We start from the raw sequence: 19,682 nt of genomic DNA, 5'->3' as shown, positions 1-19,682 counted from the left end.
TGTGTGGAGGCCGTCGGCCGGCTTCAGTGCCGTCCGCGCCAGATCGAGAACAGCACCCAGACGCCGCCCAGCACCGCCAGGGTGAAACCCAGGGCGGCGAGCAGGGACATGCCCAGATACTCGGTATCGCCCGTCACGGACAGTATGATGGACGTGCCGATGATGAAGGCCGCGGTGATCATGCCTACGGTCAGGCGGCTGACGGCCGTATCCAGGCGCTCGCCGAAGCGCTCCAGTTCCTCGACATTGATGTGCACCCGCAACGCCCCCTTGCGCGCCGCGCGCACCAGACGGCGCATGTCCCGGGGCAGACCGGTCAGGACATCGATCAGGCCGGAGACGCCGTGCCAGCCGCGCTTGGCGATTTCCTGCGGTGTATAGCGCGTGATCAGCGCATTGCGCACGAACGGCCGTGCCTCGGCGATCAGGTCGAAGTCGGGTTGGACCTGGCGGCAGAAGCCGTCCAGCGTCAGAAACACCTTGAACATCATGGACAGGTCCGCCGGCAGCATCAGCTTGTGGTCGCGCAGCATCGCCATCATGTCCCGCACCATGTCGGGAAAGCGCACCTGGCCCAGCGACAGTCCGTGGTACTGGTCGAGAAAGGCGCAGATGTCCGCGACCAGGCGTTCCGACGGCAGGCTCAGGCTGTCGGACCATTCCAGCAGCACCTCGCAGATGGTGCTGCTGTCACGCTCGACCATGCCGTGCAGCAGATCGACGACCTGGAAGCGCCGCTCCTCGCTGAGATGGCCGATCATGCCGAAGTCGATCAGCGCAATGCGGTTCTCCGGGAGAAAGAACACATTGCCGGGATGGGGATCGGCGTGAAAGAAACCGTCTACCAGCACCATCCTGAGCACGGCCCTGGCGCCGCGGCGGGCGATCAGCGCGCGGTCCAGACCCGCCGCCTCGAATCCTGCCACGTCGCGCCCCGAGATACCGTCGATGTATTCCTGGACGTTGACGCGCTCCCCCGTCCACTGCCAGTAGACCTTCGGGATCACGACGTGATCGTCCGCGCCGAGATTCTCCATTACCCGCACGGCATTGCGGCATTCATGCGCCAGGTCGAGTTCGCGCCGCAGTGAAATGCTGAAATGGTGCACCACCTCCGCCGGGCAGAAACGCTGGGTCTCGGGATTTTCCTTGCCGGCGATCTGCGCCAACCGGTCCATCAGGTGCAGATCGGCCTCCACCACCCGCTTGATGTCCGGCCGGCGGATCTTCACGACCACCTGCGTACCGTCGTGCAGTCGCGCCAGGTGCACCTGCGCAATGGAGGCCGCCGCGAGCGGTTCGGTGTCGAATTCCGCGAAGATCTCCTCCGGCGGCCCGCCGAGATCCTCGGTCAGCTGCGCGCGCAATGCCTCGAACGGCACCGGCGGCGCCGAGTCCTGCAGCATCTCGAATTCCGCGATCCACTCCGGCGGGAACAGATCCACGCGCGTCGCCAGCACCTGCCCCAGCTTGACGAAGGTGGGTCCGAGTTTCTGCAGGGCATGCCGCGCACGCTGGTGTGGCTGCAGCGACGCGGTTTCTTCCGCGTATTTCCAGTGCAGCGCCTTGCCGGCCTGCTCCAGCGCATGCCCCAGGCCGAGCCGGCGTACCATGTCGCCGAAACCGCAGCGCACCAGGATCGAGGCGATCTCGTGCACCCGGCCGATGTCCTTTCCGGCGCTGATCGCTTCCAGGAACATCAGGACTTGCCTGCCGGGTGTTCGCGCTCCCCGTCCGGCGCCGCCGCGCCGTCCGCCAGCCCCTGGCCGATGCCCGTCAGCAGGGAGGCAGCGAGTTTGCCCAGCTGCTCCGCCGTTTTCACGGCCGCGTCGGCGCCGGCCTGCAGGCCTTCCTGCCCCCGCTGCGCCAGCAGCTCGCGCAGGGTGCCGACATGCGTCGTCAACTGCGCGCCGAAGGCGCTGCCACTGGCCTCCAGGTGCCGCTGCATGTCCGCAAAGCCGGCCTGCGCCGCCTGCGAACCGGCCTTGCCCGCGGCGGCGAGGGTCTGGATGAAGCGCTGTTCGAGCGTGGCCAGCTCGTCGATGGCCCGTTTCAGGTCGTCACGGGCGAACTCGCCGGCGTGACCGGCCGCTTCCCGGATCGCCAGGCTGGATGCTTCCGCGGCTTGCAGGAGCGCAGCCTCGATACCGGCCACGGCCTGGCGCGCGGCAGCGCCCGAATCCTGCGGCGAGATCCCGGCCTCGACACCCTCGAGCGCCGCGCGGATCTGCTCCTGCATCCGGGACGGGTCCACGCCCATGCTGCGCATGGAGGTGAGCATCAGTTGCTCTACCCGCGCCTGCAGATCCCGGCCGGACGCAACCGCATCCCGGACCGCGGCTTTCAATTGCTCCAGGTCGGCACCGGTGCCGGACTCGACAGCCATATCGCCCCTCCTCCACCGCTGGCGTGACCAGGCACCAGAGCCGTCCACGCCGCGACTTGTCGTTGTTGTCTGTGCTGCTGTGTCGGGGCCGCCCCCGCGCCCCCGCTTCAGCATACGCCTTAACCCGGTTGCTGTGAACGGCGCACGCCGTGCACCGGCTGGGCACTCAGGGCGTGACCACCCACGCCGACCCGCTGCCCTCGCGCAGCGTGACGAAACCATCCACCCCGATCTCGTCCCAGCGCTCGCGCGTCCCGTCCGGCCATACCACGCCGACGGCCAGCGTCGTGCCGTCCGCACCCAGCCCGAAGTGCACGCGCGGGTCGTTCGCACTGAGATAACTGCCGTCGGTGTGCGCGCGGCGCCAGAGCGCCGGCTTGCCCGCGCGCAACACGGCAACCCGCGCACCGAGGCCGGCGCGGTTGGCGCGCGTACCTTCGAGCTGCACGCTCAGCCAGTGATTGCCTGCAGCCGCCGTGTTTCGCAGCAACCGGGTCGGACCGTTGTTATTGGCCACCACGATGTCGATATCACCGTCGTTGTCGATATCGCCGAAGGCGGCGCCGCGGCTGACCTCGACCAATGCCAACGCCGGACCGGCCGCAGCGGTGACGTCGTCGAACCCGCCCTTGCCGTCGTTGCGGATGAGCTGGTTGCGTTCCGCGTAGGGGAACGGCTGACCGCGCTGCGCTTCCTCGAGCTTGACCGCGCCGTTGGCGACGAACAGGTCGAGGTCGCCGTCGTTGTCGTAGTCGAACCACTCGGAACCGAAGCCGGTATAGGGCAGACTGATGCGGCCCAGACGGTGGGCATCGGTGACATCGAGAAAGTTGCCCGTGCCGTCGTTCACGTACAGCGTGTTGGTCTCGCGGTCGAGGTGGGTCATGAACAGGTCCTCGTCGCCGTCGCCGTCGAAATCGCCCGCGGTCACGCCCATGCTCGCCTCCGGCTTGCCGTAGGCGTTGATCGCCACCCCTGCCATCAGCGCGGTATTCTCGAAGCTGCCGTCGTGGCGGTTGATCCACAGCTGGTTCTCGTCGCCGTCGTTGGCGACGTAGATATCGGTCCAGCCATCGCCGTCGAAGTCCGCACAGGTCACGCCGAGCCCGGGTCCGAACGCCGCGCCCAGCCCGGCCGCGTCGCTGACATCGGTGAAGCGGCCGTCGCCGTCGTTGCGGAACAGCCGGTCGCGCGCCTTGGCGTAGGACTGCGGCCCGCAGTAATCGAGCTTGCCATCCGCGCCGGCACAGGCCTTGTTGCCTGCCACGGTGAAAGCCACGTAGTTGGCGACGAACAGGTCGAGGTCACCATCGCGGTCGTAGTCGAGAAACGCCGCACTCGTGCTCCAGCGCGGATCATCGACGCCGGCCGCGGCGGTGACGTCGCTGAAGCGGCCGTCGCCGTCGTTGTGATAGAGCACGTTGGCGCCGAAACCGGTGACGTAGAGATCGCTGTAGCCGTCGTTGTCGTAATCGCCACTCGCCACGCCCTGCGCGTAGCCGGCATGGGCGATGCCGGCGTCCGCCGTCACGTCAGCGAAACGCAGCTCGCCCTCCGGTATCAGGGCGTTGCGGAACAGGCGGTCGCCGGGCGGCTGGCCCGGCGGCAGCGGGAACAGCGCCGCCGCGGCCGACTGTCCCGGGTCGGGCATGGCGGCCTGCGGCAGGTAGACATCGAGATCGCCGTCGTTGTCGTAATCGAACACGGCCACGCCCGGACCGAACACCTCGGGTTGGTAATAGGCGCCACTCGCGCCGTTGAAGTGGCGGAACACCAGGCCGGTCGCGGCCGCCACCTCCTCGAACGCTGCGCCGGCCGCCGCCGGCAGCGCCGGCGACTGCGATGCCGGGGGCTCGCCGTCACAGCCGGCCAGCGCCACCGCGGCCAGCAGCGCACCACTACAGCTAGCAACGACAAGCCTCATTCCGTCTCCCCCCAGCGTGCCAGTGTCTGCTCGATCTCGCCGCGCAGGCGGTGCAGGCCCTGCTGCCCGGCCAGCTCCCGCGCCTGCTCGAGCACTGTCCTGGCACGGTCGCGCCGTCCCGCCTCGTCCCAGATCTGCGCAATGCGCTGCAGGTAGTAGGGACGTTCGCGTGGCGCGACCGCAGCGGCCTGCGCAAACAGTTCAGCCGCCGCGTCCTGCTGTCCAGCGAGCAACAGTAGCCGGCCGAGCAACACCGCCGCACGCTGATTGCCGGGATCGCTCGCCAGCGCCTGGCGGTAGTGCTGTTCGGCCTGTTCCGGCTGGTGCAGTTCGTCCTGCGCCTGTCCCAGCAGCGTATGTGCCTGACTGTGTTCCGGATCGGCCTGCAGCACGCGCTCGAAGGCGGCGGCCGCCGCCGCGAACCGGCCCTGCTCGGCGAGCAGCGAGCCGTACTCCAGGTTTGCCATGATCGCGTTCGGCACCCGTGCGGTCGCCGCGCGGTAATGCTGTTCCGCGCGTTCCGTGTCGTTGAGTCGACGGTACAGCCAGACCAGGTAGCTGTGCGCCTCTTCCGAATCGGGCTCGGCGGCTACCGCCTGCTGCAGCTCCGCCTCCGCTTCCGGCATCCGCCCTGCGCGCTCCAGCTGTTTGGCGCGGCGCACGTGCGCCTGCGCGCTGGTGTCGAGATCCTCCAGCGCCTGCAGCAGGGGGTCGACGTGCGGCGGCGTCTGTTCCGGGTGCTCGCGGTAACGCGCCATGTGTTCCTGCGCCTGCGCGGTGTCGCCGCGATCGCGCAGTGCCAGCGCCAGGGCATAGTGCGCCGGGCCGAAGTCGGGATACAGCTCGACCGCGCGGCGGTTGTGCTCGATTGCACCGGCGGGATCGGCGAGCGCGGCCAGCACCTGCGCCAGCCGGTGATGGCCCCAGGCCGATGCCGGCTCCTGCACCAGCAGGGCCTCGAGCAGGGACCGTGCCGCCGCGAGCTCGCCGGTCTTGTACAGCAGCTCGCCCAGGCGCAGCTTGGCCTGGGCATAGTCCGGTTTCAGTGCCAGCGCGGCACGCAGGTTGCCGATGGCCCCGGCATCATCACCGGCCTGTGCCTGGGCGATGCCAAGCAGGTAGGCCGCGTCGAAAGCGTCCGGCTGCAGCACCCGGACCCGGCGATAACAGCGCATGGCCGGTGGCAGCAGCTGGTAGGCATGCAGGATCTTGCCCAGCGCCAGGTTGCGCCCGACGTCCTGCGGCGCCGCGAGCAGCTGCGCGCGGGCGGCCAGGATCTGGTCCCGCACCGGGCGCGAGAAGTCATCGACCATCACTTCGGGTATGGCGGGGAGATCGGGCTGGCGCGATTGCAGGTAGCCCGCCAGCGCCAGGGCGACGATGACCAGGATACCCAACAGGACCGGAACCGGATTGCCTTTCATGAGTTGCATCGCGATCGTGCGGGTGGTGCGAGCCGGCATCAGGGACAACAGCAGCTGCAGCGCTCAGGCAGGTCTGCCGCGTGCCGTTGCATTATAGCCAGCGGTCCGGCACTTGCACACCGCCCCGACGGGCGGCAATGTCTCCCGGCCTGACCCGGGGACACGGGCATGGCACAATCGGCAGCGGGAACGGAACCAGGGGACGGGACATGCCGGTACGCGCCAACAGGCTTGCAGGGTCGGGTATCGCGAGCCTGATGCTCTTGCTGCTGGCGTCGCTGTCGCCCGCCCCGGCGGTCCACGCCAAGGAATCAGATCTGCTCGCGCGCGGCCGCTACCTGTTCGGCGTGGCCGGCTGCGCCTCCTGCCATACCCGGGACGTGCCGCTGGCCGGCGGCCGACCGCTGGAGACCCCGTTCGGCACCTTCTACCCGCCCAATATCACGCCGGACCGCGACCACGGCATCGGCGCATGGTCCGAGGATGATTTCCGCCGTGCCCTCGGCATGGGGATCAGCCCGGCCGGTGCGGACTACTTCCCGGCCTTCCCCTACACGTCATATACCCGCATCCGACCGGACGACGTGCAGGCGCTGTACACCTGGCTGATGCAACAGCCGCCCAGCGCGCGCGCCAACCGGCCGCACGCGCTGCCGTGGTACCTGTTCTCGCGCCGTCTGGTGCGTGACTGGAAGCGCGGCCGCTTCGACCCGGGGCCCTGGGAGGACGATCCGGCGCGCTCGGCCGCCTGGAACCGGGGCGCCTACCTCGCCAACGCGCTGGGGCATTGCGCCGAGTGCCATACGCCCCGTGGCCTGCTGGGCGGCCTGCAGCGCGATCGCCACCTGTCCGGTACCGCCACCGGCCCCGAGCAAAGACCCGTCCCCAACATCACCATGGATCCGGTCACCGGCATCGGCGCATGGACGCCGCGTGAGCATGACAGCTTCCTCGCCACCGGCCAACGCCCCGACGGCAGCTATACCGGGGCGCTGATGTCGGAGGTGCTGGCTGCCAGCAGCATGGGGCTCACCCCGGCGGACCGCCAGGCCCTGGCGACCTACCTGCGCACCTTGCCGCCACTGCATCATGACATCCATTATCGCTTCGACCCGTTCGCGGACCGCGAATTTCACCAGTAGTCCGCCGGCGCAGACACTGGCCTGAGCAGCGGGGTGCCGCGTTCCGGCGTCCGGGGCCGCACCTTGCCAGGTGAATAAATCGCCGTTGCCGCGGCCGCGGGTAATGCTGCGAGCGGCGCTACAGCCCGAACGTCTCGCCGTCCCGCGCACTGTCGTGGTCCGCGCCGCTGCGCGCCGCTTCGATGGCGTTGGCGAGCACGGCATGTTCGTGCTCCTCCTGCCCGAAGCGCAGGTAGTTCTTGGCGGCCTCGAATACGGCCTCCAACAGCCGGACGCGGTGTTCCAGGTACAGCAGGGAATGGGCAAGATGATGCGGGTCGCCGCCCTGCGCGCGCATGCGTTCGGCCTCGGCCAGGGCTGCCTGTATCTCGGCATCACTAGGTTTCAGCATCGTCTCTCCTTGCGGGATGCATGACCACGCGCTTGATTCGGTTGCGATTTGAAATAACAATGCGGTTCGGGGCCGCGGATGCTTCCAGTGGCCGGTAATTGACTGACCTCAATGTCAGGCATATCAGTCAAGTGTTTGAATAGTACCTATAAACGATCACCCTTGCAGCGCAGGACGAGCCATGACCGATGCCACCAAACACGCTCCGAAAGTCGGCGCACCGGACCCGGAACTGAAGAACTCACCCATCTTCGACGAAACGGACGCGGACGAACCGTCATTTGACCTCGAACTGGAGGCGGGCGTCTGCTACTTCAATTCCCGCTCCTATGCCATCGGCGACTATGTCTGCAGCGGCGACGACCTGCTGCGCTGCGAGGGGCGCGGCGTCTGGATCCGGGAAGGCAGCTGCCACCAGGACAAACTATGACGGCAGTGCGGCGGCTGGCACGAGCGGACGGGCGGCGGCATGATCCCGATCCACGAACTGCTCAACCGCATACGCTGGGACCCGGCATGCGGTGCCGCCGAATTCGAGATCGGCTGTTACGACCGCGTCGAGGATCGCATCATCCGCGTCGCCATGCGCGAAATCTGCTTCGAACCCGGCGTTCACTTCGCCTTCGACCGCTACGACCCGGATGGCGGATTGCACAGCATCCCGCTGCACCGGGTCAGGCAGGTTTTCCGCAACGGCGAACTGATCTGGGAGCGCGCACACTGAATGGCGGGCGCTGAGTACCCGCAACTGCAGGAGGAACTCTATGCAAATCCCGTTACAGATCACCTTCCGCAACATGGAACCGTCCGAGGCAGTGGAGGCGCGGATACGCGAGAAGGCCGTCAAGCTCGAACAGTTCTATGACCGGATCATGAGCTGTCGCGTGATGGTGGAAGCACCGCACGCCCATCATCATCAGGGCCGGTTGTTCCAGATCCGCATCGACCTGACCGTGCCCGACGGCGAGCTGGTGGTGAACCAGCCCCACCATCACAAGGATCATTCGCACGAGGACGTCTATGTCGCGATCCGCGATGCCTTCAACGCCATGCAGCGCCAGCTGCAGAGTCACGTCGACATGCGGCGCGGACACGTCAAACAGCACGAACCGGTGCCGGGCGGTCACGTGATCAGCCTGCACCCGGACGAGGATTACGGCAAGATCGGCACGCCGGACGGCCGGGTGATCTACTTCCACCGCAACAGCGTGCTGAACGGCGGCTTCGATGCGCTGGAAATCGGCAACGAAGTCCGCTTTGCCGAAGAGACCGGTGAGCTAGGCCCCCAGGCGAGCAGCGTGACGCCGGTAGGCAAGCATCACGTGGTCATTTGAAGCAACCACGGCGCCGGGCCTGTACTCAGCCGAGCCGCTGCTGCGCGCTCGCCGACGCCCGCTTGCGCGGCGCGGCCGGCTTGCGTTTGCCACGCTGCTTTGCGGTCGGCGCCTTTTCCGCGGCTGCGGGCTTGCGCGCTGTGCGGGTGCCGGTGGTGTTACAGCTGCGCTTGCCGCGTGGCTTGGCGCGCACGCGCACGGGATAGGCGAGGTGATATTCGTTGAGCATGCGCTCGACGCAGTCCCGCTCGACGAGACCGCTGTCGACCAGCACCTCACCCAGGCGTGGCGGGTAGCTCTCCTGCAGATCCAGCAGGGCATCGACCTGCTTCTGGGTCAGGTAGCCGAGCCGCACCGCAACCTCGCCGAAATAAAGATGGGTGCCGGCCTGCTCGTGCAGGATCTCCATCGCCTCCCCCACCGTCACCAGGCGCTCGCTGATCGCAAGCTGTCCGATCAAGGGCTTGCGGGCACGCTGCTCGCCCAGCGCCTTGAGCAGCTGGTGATCGGTGATGACCCCCTTGTTGACCAGAAACTGACCGAAACGGTGATAGGACATGAAGACCTCCGTGTCTTGGACTATGACTGTATGCAAGGTGTCGGCAACCTGGCATGATTACAAATAGTACAGATGTACTAGCACTTACGTGCGGTTAACAAGGAGAGCATGTGCCTGTTTTACCAGCGCACCACTGGGAACGCGCGCGGCTTTCTGCTCTACTTGGGGGGCGAGTCGACCGGCTCCATGGCCGGCATACAACACAATAACGCTGAATGAGAATTATTCCATGATCGAAACATTGTCGAACCGGCTGCTGGCCGGTACCTGCCCGAGCGAGGCCTGTCGCCTGTGGCCATGCCTGCTCGCCGGTCTGCTGCTGCTGTCTCCGGCACTGGTACGGGCGGAACATTTCACTCCCCCGAGCCTGGAGGGATACACCGAGCACACCCAGCGCGATGCCGACGGCGACGGCGACGGGGTGAACGAGACGCACATCGTGACCTATATGAACCCGGCCATGGACAGCCTGTTCAGCATGACCACGAAAGGGATCACCTGGGCGTGGAGTCTGGATACGCATGACTCCGACAGCGGCTCCAGCAATTACGTCATCCGCGACAGCGATTGCGACGGGGTCTTCGACGAGGTGTACGGGCTGGACGAGGAATTCCACGTCCCCGATTGCCTGCGCTAGCCGTACCCCCGTCGCGGGAGCGGGGCACACCCGTTCCACGGCCGCCCGCGTACCGGGGACGGCGATTGACCACCCTGCGGATGGCGGCAGCCGGGGACGTGTTCCCTCCTGCGCCCGCTGTCGCATCTGACCGCTCGTGTCATAATCATGACTGCCATGCGCGCCAGCGGACCCGCCCTTGCCACTGCGACGGGCGCCCGGCCGCCATGGCGTCTGGATCGGCACGGCGCCGATCGGCAGCGAGGGACGGCAATGGGCGACGACACCGAATGGCATAGCGACAGCGATACCGAGGCACAGCCTAGCGGAATCCGGGTCGACTGCCATGCAGGATACCGCGCGGAGGAAGCGCCGCAGCGCTTCTACATCGGCAGGCGCACGGTCGAGGTGACCGAGATCATCGACCGCTGGCTGGATCCGCACCACAGCCACTTCAAGGTTCGTGGCGGTGACGGCGGTATCTATATCCTGCGTTTCGATCACGACGCCGGGACCTGGGACCTGGTGCTGTACAACAGCGGGACCCTGCCGGAAATTCGGCTGTCCTCGACCTGAGTGTGCCGGTGAGCCACCGGCAGCCGCGTCTGCCAGCAGCGCGGCAGCAGTGCCGTGCAGGTCATCCGAACAGCAGGTCGAACCGGACTCAGCCTTCCGCGCGGCCGCGGAACGCACCCGCAACGGGCAGCAATCCCGGCGCCCGCACCAACGCAGGGCGCAACGGCCGTCTGCAGCGCGGATCCACGTGAAAATCCCCGCGATTGACAAGCACCTACGGAAGCGCGTGGCTGGCACGCATCCTGCTTGGTGTGTTTCGTGACGGTTTGTTATCGCCACGACACCACGGAGACAGGCCATGGCCACCGTATTGCGGAACAGGCAGACCGTAGACTACGACAGGCTTGGCGCGCAGCTCGACGCGCCGCTGCGCCTGATCGCACGGCGCTCGGTCCGGGTCTGGTTCAATCAGGACCGGCTCGACCAGGTGCTGCGCGATAATGTCGGCATCTGCCCGCACTGCGAACTGATCTATGCCATCGACAGCGATGGCCGCCAGGTGAGTTCCAATATCCGCGCCAGCCATATCGACGCGGCGGCCTTCGGCCAGGATTTGTCCCGCCGCCCCTATGCCGTCAGCCTCGCGGTCCTGAGCAACGCGGCGTACCAGGGCGCGTTCGCCTGCGACACCTACCTCAGCCAGGTGACGCACAGGCCGTGCGTCACCGTGCTCTACGGTGTCACTTCGGGTCAGACCGTGCTCGGCTTCATCGCTGCGGATTTCGATCCGGCGCGCCTCGGCCTGCCGCCGCCAGCCGCACTGACTGCCGGCTCTACCCTGCCGCCATCCAGGGCAACGTCTAGAATGTGAGCAGCGCGCCCAGGGTAGCGACGCCGACCCCCTGGGCGGGATCCCAGTTGCGGTTCCCGGCGAGAAACGAGCGGGGATCGAGCTCGAGCAGGCCAATCAGGGTTTCCGCGACGATCCGCGCCCCGACCGGCCCCAGCCCCTCACCCTTGTCGAAATGGCCCGGGGTCGTCTCGCGACCGATCTTCTCGGCCTCGACCAGCAGGTAGAACCACAGCGGCGTTCCGGCCGAGAGGTCGGCTGCCGTCCCGGCGATGCCCGCCGCGGCCTGACTGACCTTGTCGATCTCGGCCTGCGCGCGGCCCAGCGCCAGGGCGACGTTTTCGCCGGACGGCAGCAGGAAGGTCTGGCCGCGCAGCAGGTTCCGCGCCGCCAGCGACTGCACGTCGCCGGCAGGGATGAAAGGCAGCGCCAGCAGGTCGGTCGCGAGCTTGCTGTCGAGCTTTTCCGCCTTCTGTACATTGTGACCGGGCGCGGCCGTGACGAGTTCGTTCCAGTCCACGACGGCGCGGGCATCCGACAGGGGCGCGAAACCCTCGCCGAGCACCGGCCCGAACACCTCGAGTGCGGGCTTGCCTTTCTGGATCTGGATCTTCTGCGGGATCATGGAATGACCGAAGCGGTAGGCCGCCGCGGCAAACTCGATCGGGATGAAGGGGTCGCCCTGCGCGGCGCAGTAATAGCGGCGCCCATTGCCGAGAATATCGGAGACCACCGCCGCGCCGCACATCGCAACCAGGAAATCCTGCAGCACGACCCACTGGTAGTGCCAGGTTACCGTACGGCGCACGGCCTCGAACAGGTCCCCGCCTGCCAGCGTGTTGCCGGGCAAGGCATGCAGCGTATCGGCGACCTTGTTGTGAAACCGGATCATGGCAAGCTGCAGCTGCGAGACGATGCGGTTCTCGTCGTTGCGCGGGTCGCCGATGATGGCCGTGCCGTGCGCCGAACGCGCGAGGTCATCCTGCGCCAGGGCCGGGTCCTGGGCAACGGCCGTTCCGTCCGCCCCGGTGAGCAGCTTGACGCCGGCGAAGGCACCACTGGCGTGATAGAGAAAGGGATGCGCCTCGGGACCGGCACCGTAGATGCAATCCAGGTCGAGCGTGGGGGTGCGGGCATTGGGAATGGTCGTCGCGTCGGCCACCGCGGACAGGCTGGAAGTCGTGTCGAGGGTGATGTCGTGATCGATGAACTGGCCGAAGAACACGTGGCCGACCGTCACGCTCTGGGTACGCTGCGCCGTCGTACCGCCGTCCATGGGACCACCCTGCGCACCGAGCGCCTGCAGCGCCGCCACCGGCAGATACAACGGCGGCAGATCGAACATCCGGCCAAAGCGATCGCCCGGCTGGGCGCGGTGGCCGAAGTGGCAGAAGGAATGCATACCGCCGAGATGACTCATGCCGTGGTGATGTGACATTGCGCTGACTCCTGAGTGATTGAGGTTGCGGTACCGGCGGTGGCGCCGTGCGCGCGATCTTACGCCGACGCGCACCGACGATCCCTACGACGTTCGTACTAGCACTTGGAAAGGCGCGATCGATTCCAGTGACGTGCCCGAGTGTCGTCACTTTGAACCGAAAGGCGTTACGGGACAGGAATCAGTTCACGCTTTGCAAATCCGGCGTCACCCGGCAACCGGAGACGGCAGTCACGAACCGATGCGTGCCAGGATGTCCTCGCGCGCCCGCGCCAGCAGCGAGTCGCGATCGAGGCTGTCGACGATGGCACGGATCACCCGTTTCGGACCGCCCTCGCCCCAGGAACAGCCGGCTGCCAGGTAGGCCTCCGCCGCGCGCCCGACCACGTAGGTCGAGTAATACGCCACGGCACCCTGCGTGCCGGCGGTGAGCAGGGTCGAGAGGCCGCCACTGCCGGCCTTGAGCAGCGACGAGACCAGGTGGATGAACCAGGTCGCCCCCAGCAGCAGCAAGAGCTGCCGGCTGATGGTCTTGATCAACCGGCCGGACTGCGTCCGCGTCATGGGCATGCCGTAGACGTCGGCGAGGTGCACCACCATGGACAGATCCACGGTCAGCGCCGCCGCCAGGTCCGCGACCGGCACCGGGTTGATGGCCACCGCAACACCCTTCAGCAGGCTGTAGTTGCGGATCACCCGCTCGCCCAGGCGCCGCCGCAACGCCAGGACGCGGGCACCGACCCGGTCGCTGAGATCGCCGGCAAACAGACTCGCATTGAGCGCGGCCAGGGTCTTGCCCTCCGCCTCGAGGATCTCCCAGATCCGGTCCTTCAGCGCACTGATATCCGGCGGCGCAACCCGTTCGCTCTCGGTCTCGCTGCCGTCGGCAGCGGTGGTGATGTAGATGCGCGGGGCCGGATCGGCGCTGACCTCGATGTAGTTCTCTGGCGGAACGATGTGCGCCAGCCGCGCCAGCAGGCTCGCGCGCAGCTGCGCGCGCTGTGCGGCCGTATAGCGGTCACATTTGTTCAGTACCAGCAGCAGCGGCCGGTGTTCGCGCACCAGGCCCTGCAGGGCACGGTACTCGCTCTCGGTCATGTCGCCGTCGATGACGAACAGCACCAGATCGGAACGGCTCGAAACCTCGTGCGCCATGCGTTCGCGCGCTTCGCCGTCGACTTCGTTGATGCCCGGCGTGTCGATCAGATACACCGATCCGCTGGCCTGTTCGTCCCAGGCGGACATGGCATGCTGCTTGGTTTCCCCGTGCAGGGCGCTGGTGGAAAAGCGCCGCTCCCCGAGCAGGGCATTCAGCAGCGAGGACTTGCCGACGCTGACGCGGCCGAACACCGCGATGTGGATGTGGCCGTGCGCCAGCTTGTCCAGCATGGCCTCGACCTGACGGAAGTCATTGGCCAGCTCCACCCGTGCAGCCGGCGGCAGACGCTGGTCCTGGAGCAGCTGCTCCAGGCTGTCTCGTGCCTGTTCGAGGTGTTCGTCGGAGCTCATACCGTCGCTACCCTGCCTGGGTAAAGCATAGTCTCGCGCAAGACCGCAAAAACGCCAGGAATGCCCGTAAATAACTGCCACGGCAGCTGCGGGGCACAGCGACAGTGGCAATGCTGTTTCCCGTCATCATCCATAGCTGGACCGCATCACGCCCGGGCTCTCCTGCAGGTAAGGAAGCAATCCACTTCAGAAAAGTTTCTGTCCGATCCTTTACCACTGTATCAGGCGATACGGTCACACCATAGCGAAACCTTGCAGCAATGCTTGTGGCAACTCCCAGATAGACGCGCTGAATCTCCGTGTGCGGCGCGCCCTCTGTGGCAATGGTGTTGCTTGCTTGGCGCCGGCGCGGCCTTGCGCGAGTCATTTTCCTGTCCCGGTTACTGCTTGTCCCGATCTGACGCATCCTGCTCCTTGCGCACGTCGAGCGCGAGCCGCAGCAGCTTGCGCGCGCGCGTCTCCACGTCGGTGACCAGGTTGTCGCGGAAGGTCAGGCTGGTCGGTGCGGGACGCAGTTCGCCGCGCGTCTCCAGGGTCCGGATCACGGCATGGCCGAGCGCGTCGAAGATCAGCCCGTAGGCAACGGCATGCATCAGGCCGCCGGCCAGCGTGCCCACGCCCGGGAAGGCCTTCGCGGCATTGCCGGCCACGGCCAGCAGCAGCGGCAATGCCGTGCGCACCTGTTGCTGCGACAGGTTCAGCAGCCGGTTCAGCTCGATCTCGCGCGCCGGCACCTCGTAGAGCTCGCACAGCGCCTTGACCATCCGCGTGCCGAGGTAACCCTGGATGAGGATGTCGGTGCCGGGGCTGATCGCCGCCAGCCCGCCCGCCACGGCCCGCCGCGTATATATCCTGACCAGGGCCGCGGATTCCCGCACCCGGTGCTCTGCCTTCGCCTGGTCCAGCTTGCGCGCGGCCAGCTCGAACACCGCGGTATCGCGCAGCCGTTCCAGCAGTGCCATGTTGCGGTCGAGCACGGACTGCACGGCGGCACGCAGTTCGTCGATCTGCGGCGGCAGCACCTGCACCTCTTCCCGCTCGCTGCCGTCCGCGCCGACCCGGATGACCTTGCGCGTGGGATGCGTGGCGATGCCGACGATCATGACATCCGGATGGCCGGCAAAGCGCTCGCTCAGGCGCTGACGGATCAGCTTGCGGTCGGCGCTCGAATACCGGTCCAGCTTGTTGAAGGCGACGATCAGCGGTTTGTGCAGCGCCAGCAGCGGCTGCAGCGCCTGGTGCTCACCGCGGGTCAGGTCGCCGTCGCAGACGAAGATCACGGCATGCGCGCGCTGCGCCTCGTCCATCACCAGCGGGTCGTAGTCGCCGTCCATCTGGTTCAGACCCGGCACATCGATCAACAACACCGCGTCGCCGGACTCGCGCTGCCAGCGGTAGTGCTGCACGGCCTTCGTGGTGCCGCCGATCACGTCGGTGTCCACCTGCGCACCCGGCAGCAGGGCGTTGATCAGCGAGCTCTTGCCGCTGCTGATCTCGCCCTGTTCGGCGAGATGCACGGTTTCCAGCTCACGGCGGCGCGCCAGTTCCTCCAGCTCGCGCCGCGCGGTTTCCACATCGATGCCGGCGGCCCGGGCCGCCTCCAGATGGGCCTGCAGCTCGGCCTCGGTATAGGCCCGGGCCGGCTTCCCGGTCCGCACGCGGACCGGCCGCAGGATGCGCCAGGCGAGCCAGAGCCCGACCCCCAGCAGTACCAGCGCCAGACCGGCCACCAGTACCATCGCCCAGGCCGGTGCCGCCTGCAGCTCGCGCCACAGCGCCAGGATAAACTGTGCCGCGCCGAGCACGATCGCCAGCAGCACCAGCATGCCGATAAAGACCGCAGCCGCGAGCAGGATTCTGACAGTGGTTTTCCGGGACATGGTGACGGGCCTGGCTGGTTCAGGACCTGAATATACATGAGTCGGACGTCACGGACCGCGTCCGGGACAGGCAATTCGAATCCGCGCCCGCGCATTGTGGCAGAATAGGGTCACGGGCAGACACGAGCGCATCGATGACACCCTTCAGCATTGCGGCATTCCTCAAGTTCCTGATCGGCATCTTCCTGCTGCAGGGCGCGACCGCGCTGCTGCTGATGACCGCCCGCGACGCCGATCTTGCCAGGAATGGCTGGCTGCTGGGCGCCCTTGGCCTGGTGATCGGCGTGATCGCGGCATTCTGGTTCACCTCGATCGCCGGCCATGCCAGCCAGCACTCTGTCCTCAAGGCCAGCGAGAAATACCAGCGCCAGCGCGACCGTCTCATCCGCCGCGCCGAAAAGGAGAAGACCCAGGAGATCCGCAACAGCCATCAGCAGCTGCTGCGCGAAACCCGGCGCCTGCAGAACCGCTCGACGCTCAAGCTGGGCGCGGCGCTGACAGGTGTCGCCGGCCTCGGCGTGCTGTTGTTGTTCACCCAGTTCATGACACTCGGCCTGCTGGCCGTCTCGGCCACCGGCGGCGCCCTGCTCGGCTACGGCATCCGGGCCCGCCAGTATCCGGCCCTCGGCAAGACCGCCGACCAGGCCAGACTGCCGGAGAAACCGGTCGGCAAGGGCCAGGTGCTGCCCGGCGACAAGATCGCCAGGGACAGTGGCGACGGCTGGGTGTAGCGCTCATCCCGCCGTTCCACGCGGCGGCAACCGACCCGACCTTCCAGTAAACCGGCCGGCGTGCCGTTATATCCGGGAATAACGCGATCTGCCCCGCCACTGCAATGCGGCAACCGGCCCGCCGCGGGCCCGCGCAGGATGCGCCAGGGACACAAGGAACAGGGGTGAGTGATGGGATTGTTCTCCAGGAATAGGCACGCTGCCGCCGACCCGCCGCCGGTACCGGATACGGCACCGGCTGCCACGACAGCGGCTGCGACCGACCAGGCGCTGGACACGCTCGCCGCCGTCGTGCGCGCCTACGGCAATCACGGCTTCGATATCGAGGCCATGGCAGCCGCCGAGCTGGCGCGCCGCTGCGAGGCCTGGACCCGGCACATCCTGACCGGCACGCCCGCCCCGCTCAACGACGACGCCCAGGAAGCCGACGCGGAACAGGCCGCTCCCCTGGAGCAGCGGCGCTGGGCCGACCTGCAACAGTTTCTGCGCCGCCACCGCCGCGACGAACAGGCTGCCGTTCAAAGCAGCGCGGAGGGCATGCGCGGGCTGATCGGCGAATTGACCAACGGCCTGCGCAGCGCGATCACCGATGACAGCTCGAAGGACGAGCTGGTCGCCCGCGAACTGGCGGCACTGGGCTCGGCCGTGGAAGGCAATTCACTGGCCCAGATACGCACGCAGCTCGCGCAAACCGTCGATATCGTATCCCGCGTGATTCGCGAGCGCCACGCCCGCTACGAAGCGCAGCTGCAGACCATGAGCGAGCGCGTCCACAGTCTGCGGAACGACCTGCTGAGCATACGCGAAAAGGCCAGCCTCGATGCGCTGACCCGCGTGCACAACCGCGGCGCCTTCGACGAGGTACTGGCCCGGCAGATCGACTACTCGTTCCTGGCCGGTCAGACCACGGTACTGCTGATGCTCGACCTGGATCACTTCAAGCAGATCAACGACAGCTACGGGCATCCTGCCGGCGACGAAGTGCTGCGGGCCACGGCCAATGCAATCGTGCGCGCATTCCCCCGGCGCTCGGATTTCATCGCCCGCTATGGCGGCGAGGAATTCGCATTGATCCTGGTGGACGTGGAACCCGGCGACACCGCGGCGCTGGGGGAACGCCTGTTGCACGCCGTACGTGAAATGGTGGTACACCACCAGGATGTCGAGATCACGCTGACCTGCTCGATCGGGATTGCGGTCTGCACCCGCCAGGACACGGCGGAGAGCCTGCTGTGCCGGGCCGATCGGGCACTCTACCGCGCGAAACAGAACGGCCGCGACCGGGTGGAGCTCGGCACGGCAGAGCCCGACTGCCAGCTCCCGTCCTGAACACGCACGCATGGCACGGCGGAACCCGCCGACCGCCGCGTACGCAGCAATCGGCGGGATGCTTTCCGTGATTCAGGGATAGTCCGTCCGCTGACAGAATCGTAGCGTGCCCGCTGCAGGCGGCATGCCCGCAGCGGCCGGCGCGCCGTGCCTGCGCGGGCGGGCAGGTGGACTAGTCCTCCTGTTCGCGCTTCATGAGGCTCTCCAGCATCGCCTCGATCTTGGCCATGCGGGCCTCGATCATGTCCAGGCGCTGGACGACTTCCGCGTGCCGCTGCGACATGAACTTGCCGCGCTTGTCACAACCCGGTTTATCACCACCCATCATGCCCATGCCGCCGGGGCCCATGCCCTTGCCCATCCCGTGCATCGGGCACGGCGGTTTGCCCGGCATGGCGGCCGCGGCTGCAGCGGTCTCCGGTGCATCCGCGACAGCCTCTGGCACAGCGGCAGCGGCGGCAGGCGCTGCGGCAGCCTCGCCGCCGGCCGCCGTCGCCTCGGTGGGCAGTTCCACCATCGGTGCGGCCGTCTCCGCGGCAGCGGGCGTGGACTCCGCCGCGGCGGCAGGTGCAAGCTGTTCCTGCACCGCTGCGGCTGCCGCCGCGGCGGCAGCAGGCATAGCCTCACCTGTGGCCGTCTCTGCCGCAGCGGGAACGGCCTCGAGAACCAGCGGTTTTACCTGTTCCAGGGGAACTTCGGCCAGGACCGCCGTCGGACCGGCCAGGGACAGGAGAATCGAAAATGCGAGTGCTGTACGCTTCATAAGGTCACCTTCGTGTTGTCGTTGACGGCGCCGGCCAAAACCGGGACCGCGATTTTAATGTAGTACAGAAAGCATAACGCCTGTGATTTGACGGTAGCAACCGGCTCCATGACAGTACTGTCAGCGCACTGTGTCCAGGAGCGCGGCTTGCGGATCGCGCCGTGCAAGCTTCGGCAATCAGATCGCACGATTGTGACACCACAAAAAATGAGAAATTCCACGACACTGCCAGAGCATGCTGAGACAGCCTCTCGAAAGATAGTACCAATGCACTACTGACAAGACCCCATCGAGCGCCTATAGAAAACCGGGTGTCGTGGGCGTATGCAACGACAGCCCGCGACACCTCCCGCTGCAATAACGCTGTCATAACAACAATAAATAATTCCGCGGATCTCCGGATCCACACCGAAAACGCACACAGGGGAACCCACCGATGAACGACCGACTTCGGTATCTGGCAGTATCGATTTTCGTTAGCGCCGCCTGGCTGTCGCAACCGCGGGCTTACGCGGCCGATTGCGTCTGGCTCGGCGGCATCGGCAACTGGACAGACAGCAACTGGGGCACCTGCCTCGGCGGCTTTCCCGCCAGCGGCGACACCGCTGCCATCGGCGCGGGCGTGGTCACGCTGGACCAGGCCGTGCTCATCCAGCAACTGAGCTTCTCCGCCGGCACCATCACCGGCAACAACGATCTTGGCATCTCCGGCCTGACCGCCATCACGGGCGGCAACAGCGTCATGAGCGGCACCGGCATCACCCGCGCCGACGGCGGGCTCACCATCGACGGCAACTTCCTCGACATCCAGAGCACCCGCAACCTGGTCAACGGCGCCGGCCAGAGCGCCGACTGGTCGGCCGGCGGCCTGCGACTGCTCAACCCCGGCT

At 66.9% G+C, this 19,682-nt stretch carries 20 protein-coding genes; 10 read left to right on the top strand and 10 right to left on the bottom strand.

Features of this window, described 5'->3' with window-relative positions:
* Positions 1-23: 23 nt before the first annotated feature.
* The 4 genes from R3F42_05930 to R3F42_05915 all read right to left on the bottom strand — a co-directional run bounded on the left by R3F42_05930 (position 24) and on the right by R3F42_05915 (position 5,734).
* The gene (locus R3F42_05930; protein ID MEZ5541567.1) at positions 24-1,700 is read right to left on the bottom strand and encodes an AarF/UbiB family protein; all 1,677 of its coding nucleotides are present in this window, start codon (positions 1,698-1,700) and stop codon (positions 24-26) included.
* Positions 1,700-2,386, bottom strand: coding sequence for a DUF6781 family protein (locus tag R3F42_05925; GenBank protein MEZ5541566.1), 687 nt, complete (start codon positions 2,384-2,386; stop codon positions 1,700-1,702). Before R3F42_05925 ends, R3F42_05930 begins: the two co-directional genes overlap by 1 nt.
* A gap of 166 nt (positions 2,387-2,552) precedes the next feature.
* The gene (locus tag R3F42_05920; GenBank protein ID MEZ5541565.1) at positions 2,553-4,310 is read right to left on the bottom strand and encodes a CRTAC1 family protein; all 1,758 of its coding nucleotides are present in this window, start codon (positions 4,308-4,310) and stop codon (positions 2,553-2,555) included.
* Entirely contained in the window at positions 4,307-5,734 is a 1,428-nt protein-coding gene (locus tag R3F42_05915) for a tetratricopeptide repeat protein (protein ID MEZ5541564.1), read from the bottom strand. Before R3F42_05915 ends, R3F42_05920 begins: the two co-directional genes overlap by 4 nt.
* Positions 5,735-5,943: 209 nt before the next feature.
* Here R3F42_05915 and R3F42_05910 point away from each other — a divergent pair, with 209 nt between their 5' ends.
* Complete coding sequence (locus R3F42_05910) at positions 5,944-6,876, top strand: cytochrome c (protein MEZ5541563.1); 933 nt, start codon at positions 5,944-5,946, stop codon at positions 6,874-6,876.
* Between the two features lie 118 nt (positions 6,877-6,994).
* On the opposite strand, the gene R3F42_05905 is transcribed toward R3F42_05910, so the two are convergent.
* Positions 6,995-7,267, bottom strand: a complete 273-nt coding sequence (locus R3F42_05905; protein MEZ5541562.1) for a hypothetical protein — start codon at positions 7,265-7,267, stop codon at positions 6,995-6,997.
* Between the two features lie 181 nt (positions 7,268-7,448).
* On the opposite strand from R3F42_05905, the gene R3F42_05900 reads away from it, so the two are divergent.
* The 3 genes from R3F42_05900 to R3F42_05890 are packed head-to-tail and all read left to right on the top strand — an operon-like array spanning position 7,449 to position 8,601.
* Positions 7,449-7,697, top strand: coding sequence for a hypothetical protein (locus tag R3F42_05900; protein MEZ5541561.1), 249 nt, complete (start codon positions 7,449-7,451; stop codon positions 7,695-7,697).
* Positions 7,698-7,736: 39 nt separating this feature from the next.
* Positions 7,737-7,991, top strand: coding sequence for a DUF504 domain-containing protein (locus R3F42_05895; GenBank protein ID MEZ5541560.1), 255 nt, complete (start codon positions 7,737-7,739; stop codon positions 7,989-7,991).
* A gap of 40 nt (positions 7,992-8,031) precedes the next feature.
* Complete coding sequence (locus R3F42_05890) at positions 8,032-8,601, top strand: HPF/RaiA family ribosome-associated protein (GenBank protein ID MEZ5541559.1); 570 nt, start codon at positions 8,032-8,034, stop codon at positions 8,599-8,601.
* Positions 8,602-8,626: 25 nt separating this feature from the next.
* On the opposite strand, the gene R3F42_05885 is transcribed toward R3F42_05890, so the two are convergent.
* Positions 8,627-9,160, bottom strand: coding sequence for a hypothetical protein (locus R3F42_05885; GenBank protein ID MEZ5541558.1), 534 nt, complete (start codon positions 9,158-9,160; stop codon positions 8,627-8,629).
* Positions 9,161-9,389: 229 nt separating this feature from the next.
* Here R3F42_05885 and R3F42_05880 point away from each other — a divergent pair, with 229 nt between their 5' ends.
* From R3F42_05880 to R3F42_05870, 3 genes are all read left to right on the top strand, one after another.
* Positions 9,390-9,797 (top strand): hypothetical protein, encoded by a 408-nt coding sequence (locus R3F42_05880; protein ID MEZ5541557.1) that lies wholly within the window; start codon positions 9,390-9,392, stop codon positions 9,795-9,797.
* A 252-nt stretch (positions 9,798-10,049) separates the two neighbouring features.
* On the top strand, positions 10,050-10,352 hold the full coding sequence (locus R3F42_05875) for a hypothetical protein (protein ID MEZ5541556.1): 303 nt from the start codon (positions 10,050-10,052) through the stop codon (positions 10,350-10,352).
* Positions 10,353-10,650: 298 nt separating this feature from the next.
* Positions 10,651-11,163 (top strand): hypothetical protein, encoded by a 513-nt coding sequence (locus R3F42_05870; GenBank protein ID MEZ5541555.1) that lies wholly within the window; start codon positions 10,651-10,653, stop codon positions 11,161-11,163.
* Here the strand turns inward: R3F42_05870 and R3F42_05865 are convergent.
* The 3 genes from R3F42_05865 to R3F42_05855 form a co-directional block, all read right to left on the bottom strand.
* Positions 11,153-12,580 carry a heme peroxidase family protein gene (locus R3F42_05865; protein MEZ5541554.1) on the bottom strand — a complete coding sequence of 476 codons (1,428 nt, stop codon included), beginning with the start codon at positions 12,578-12,580 and terminating at the stop codon, positions 11,153-11,155. The genes R3F42_05870 and R3F42_05865 overlap by 11 nt on opposite strands.
* Positions 12,581-12,811: 231 nt before the next feature.
* Positions 12,812-14,089, bottom strand: coding sequence for a GTP-binding protein (locus R3F42_05860; protein MEZ5541553.1), 1,278 nt, complete (start codon positions 14,087-14,089; stop codon positions 12,812-12,814).
* Positions 14,090-14,469: 380 nt separating this feature from the next.
* Positions 14,470-15,969, bottom strand: coding sequence for a GTPase (locus tag R3F42_05855; protein ID MEZ5541552.1), 1,500 nt, complete (start codon positions 15,967-15,969; stop codon positions 14,470-14,472).
* A gap of 134 nt (positions 15,970-16,103) precedes the next feature.
* Between R3F42_05855 and R3F42_05850 the strand changes: the two genes are divergently transcribed.
* Positions 16,104-16,700: a hypothetical protein gene (locus R3F42_05850; GenBank protein MEZ5541551.1), complete on the top strand. Its 597-nt coding sequence runs from the start codon at positions 16,104-16,106 to the stop codon at positions 16,698-16,700.
* Positions 16,701-16,871: 171 nt separating this feature from the next.
* On the top strand, positions 16,872-18,029 hold the full coding sequence (locus R3F42_05845; GenBank protein MEZ5541550.1) for a GGDEF domain-containing protein: 1,158 nt from the start codon (positions 16,872-16,874) through the stop codon (positions 18,027-18,029).
* Positions 18,030-18,201: 172 nt separating this feature from the next.
* Here R3F42_05845 and R3F42_05840 read toward each other — a convergent pair whose 3' ends face one another.
* Positions 18,202-18,792 carry a hypothetical protein gene (locus tag R3F42_05840; protein ID MEZ5541549.1) on the bottom strand — a complete coding sequence of 197 codons (591 nt, stop codon included), beginning with the start codon at positions 18,790-18,792 and terminating at the stop codon, positions 18,202-18,204.
* Positions 18,793-19,228: 436 nt separating this feature from the next.
* Between R3F42_05840 and R3F42_05835 the strand changes: the two genes are divergently transcribed.
* Positions 19,229-19,682: hypothetical protein (locus R3F42_05835; GenBank protein ID MEZ5541548.1), on the top strand; the 454-nt coding region annotated here is incomplete at its 3' end.

It is taken from the genome of Pseudomonadota bacterium, assembly GCA_041395565.1.
Classification (GTDB): Bacteria; Pseudomonadota; Gammaproteobacteria; order UBA9214; family UBA9214; genus UBA9214.
The sequence above is the reverse complement of the archived record's forward strand: the minus strand, read 5'-3'. Positions and strand labels throughout refer to the sequence as shown.

Excerpts from the sequence above, each read along its gene's own strand:
- R3F42_05930 (MEZ5541567.1), bottom strand. The coding sequence starts at position 1,700 with ATGTTCCTGGAAGCGATCAGCGCCGGAAAGGACATCGGCCGGGTGCAC.
- R3F42_05925 (MEZ5541566.1), bottom strand. The coding sequence starts at position 2,386 with ATGGCTGTCGAGTCCGGCACCGGTGCCGACCTGGAGCAATTGAAAGCC.
- R3F42_05920 (MEZ5541565.1), bottom strand. The coding sequence starts at position 4,310 with ATGAGGCTTGTCGTTGCTAGCTGTAGTGGTGCGCTGCTGGCCGCGGTG.
- R3F42_05915 (MEZ5541564.1), bottom strand. The coding sequence starts at position 5,734 with ATGAAAGGCAATCCGGTTCCGGTCCTGTTGGGTATCCTGGTCATCGTC.
- R3F42_05910 (MEZ5541563.1), top strand. The coding sequence starts at position 5,944 with ATGCCGGTACGCGCCAACAGGCTTGCAGGGTCGGGTATCGCGAGCCTG.
- R3F42_05905 (MEZ5541562.1), bottom strand. The coding sequence starts at position 7,267 with ATGCTGAAACCTAGTGATGCCGAGATACAGGCAGCCCTGGCCGAGGCC.
- R3F42_05900 (MEZ5541561.1), top strand. The coding sequence starts at position 7,449 with ATGACCGATGCCACCAAACACGCTCCGAAAGTCGGCGCACCGGACCCG.
- R3F42_05895 (MEZ5541560.1), top strand. The coding sequence starts at position 7,737 with ATGATCCCGATCCACGAACTGCTCAACCGCATACGCTGGGACCCGGCA.
- R3F42_05890 (MEZ5541559.1), top strand. The coding sequence starts at position 8,032 with ATGCAAATCCCGTTACAGATCACCTTCCGCAACATGGAACCGTCCGAG.
- R3F42_05885 (MEZ5541558.1), bottom strand. The coding sequence starts at position 9,160 with ATGTCCTATCACCGTTTCGGTCAGTTTCTGGTCAACAAGGGGGTCATC.
- R3F42_05880 (MEZ5541557.1), top strand. The coding sequence starts at position 9,390 with ATGATCGAAACATTGTCGAACCGGCTGCTGGCCGGTACCTGCCCGAGC.
- R3F42_05875 (MEZ5541556.1), top strand. The coding sequence starts at position 10,050 with ATGGGCGACGACACCGAATGGCATAGCGACAGCGATACCGAGGCACAG.
- R3F42_05870 (MEZ5541555.1), top strand. The coding sequence starts at position 10,651 with ATGGCCACCGTATTGCGGAACAGGCAGACCGTAGACTACGACAGGCTT.
- R3F42_05865 (MEZ5541554.1), bottom strand. The coding sequence starts at position 12,580 with ATGTCACATCACCACGGCATGAGTCATCTCGGCGGTATGCATTCCTTC.
- R3F42_05860 (MEZ5541553.1), bottom strand. The coding sequence starts at position 14,089 with ATGAGCTCCGACGAACACCTCGAACAGGCACGAGACAGCCTGGAGCAG.
- R3F42_05855 (MEZ5541552.1), bottom strand. The coding sequence starts at position 15,969 with ATGTCCCGGAAAACCACTGTCAGAATCCTGCTCGCGGCTGCGGTCTTT.
- R3F42_05850 (MEZ5541551.1), top strand. The coding sequence starts at position 16,104 with ATGACACCCTTCAGCATTGCGGCATTCCTCAAGTTCCTGATCGGCATC.
- R3F42_05845 (MEZ5541550.1), top strand. The coding sequence starts at position 16,872 with ATGGGATTGTTCTCCAGGAATAGGCACGCTGCCGCCGACCCGCCGCCG.
- R3F42_05840 (MEZ5541549.1), bottom strand. The coding sequence starts at position 18,792 with ATGAAGCGTACAGCACTCGCATTTTCGATTCTCCTGTCCCTGGCCGGT.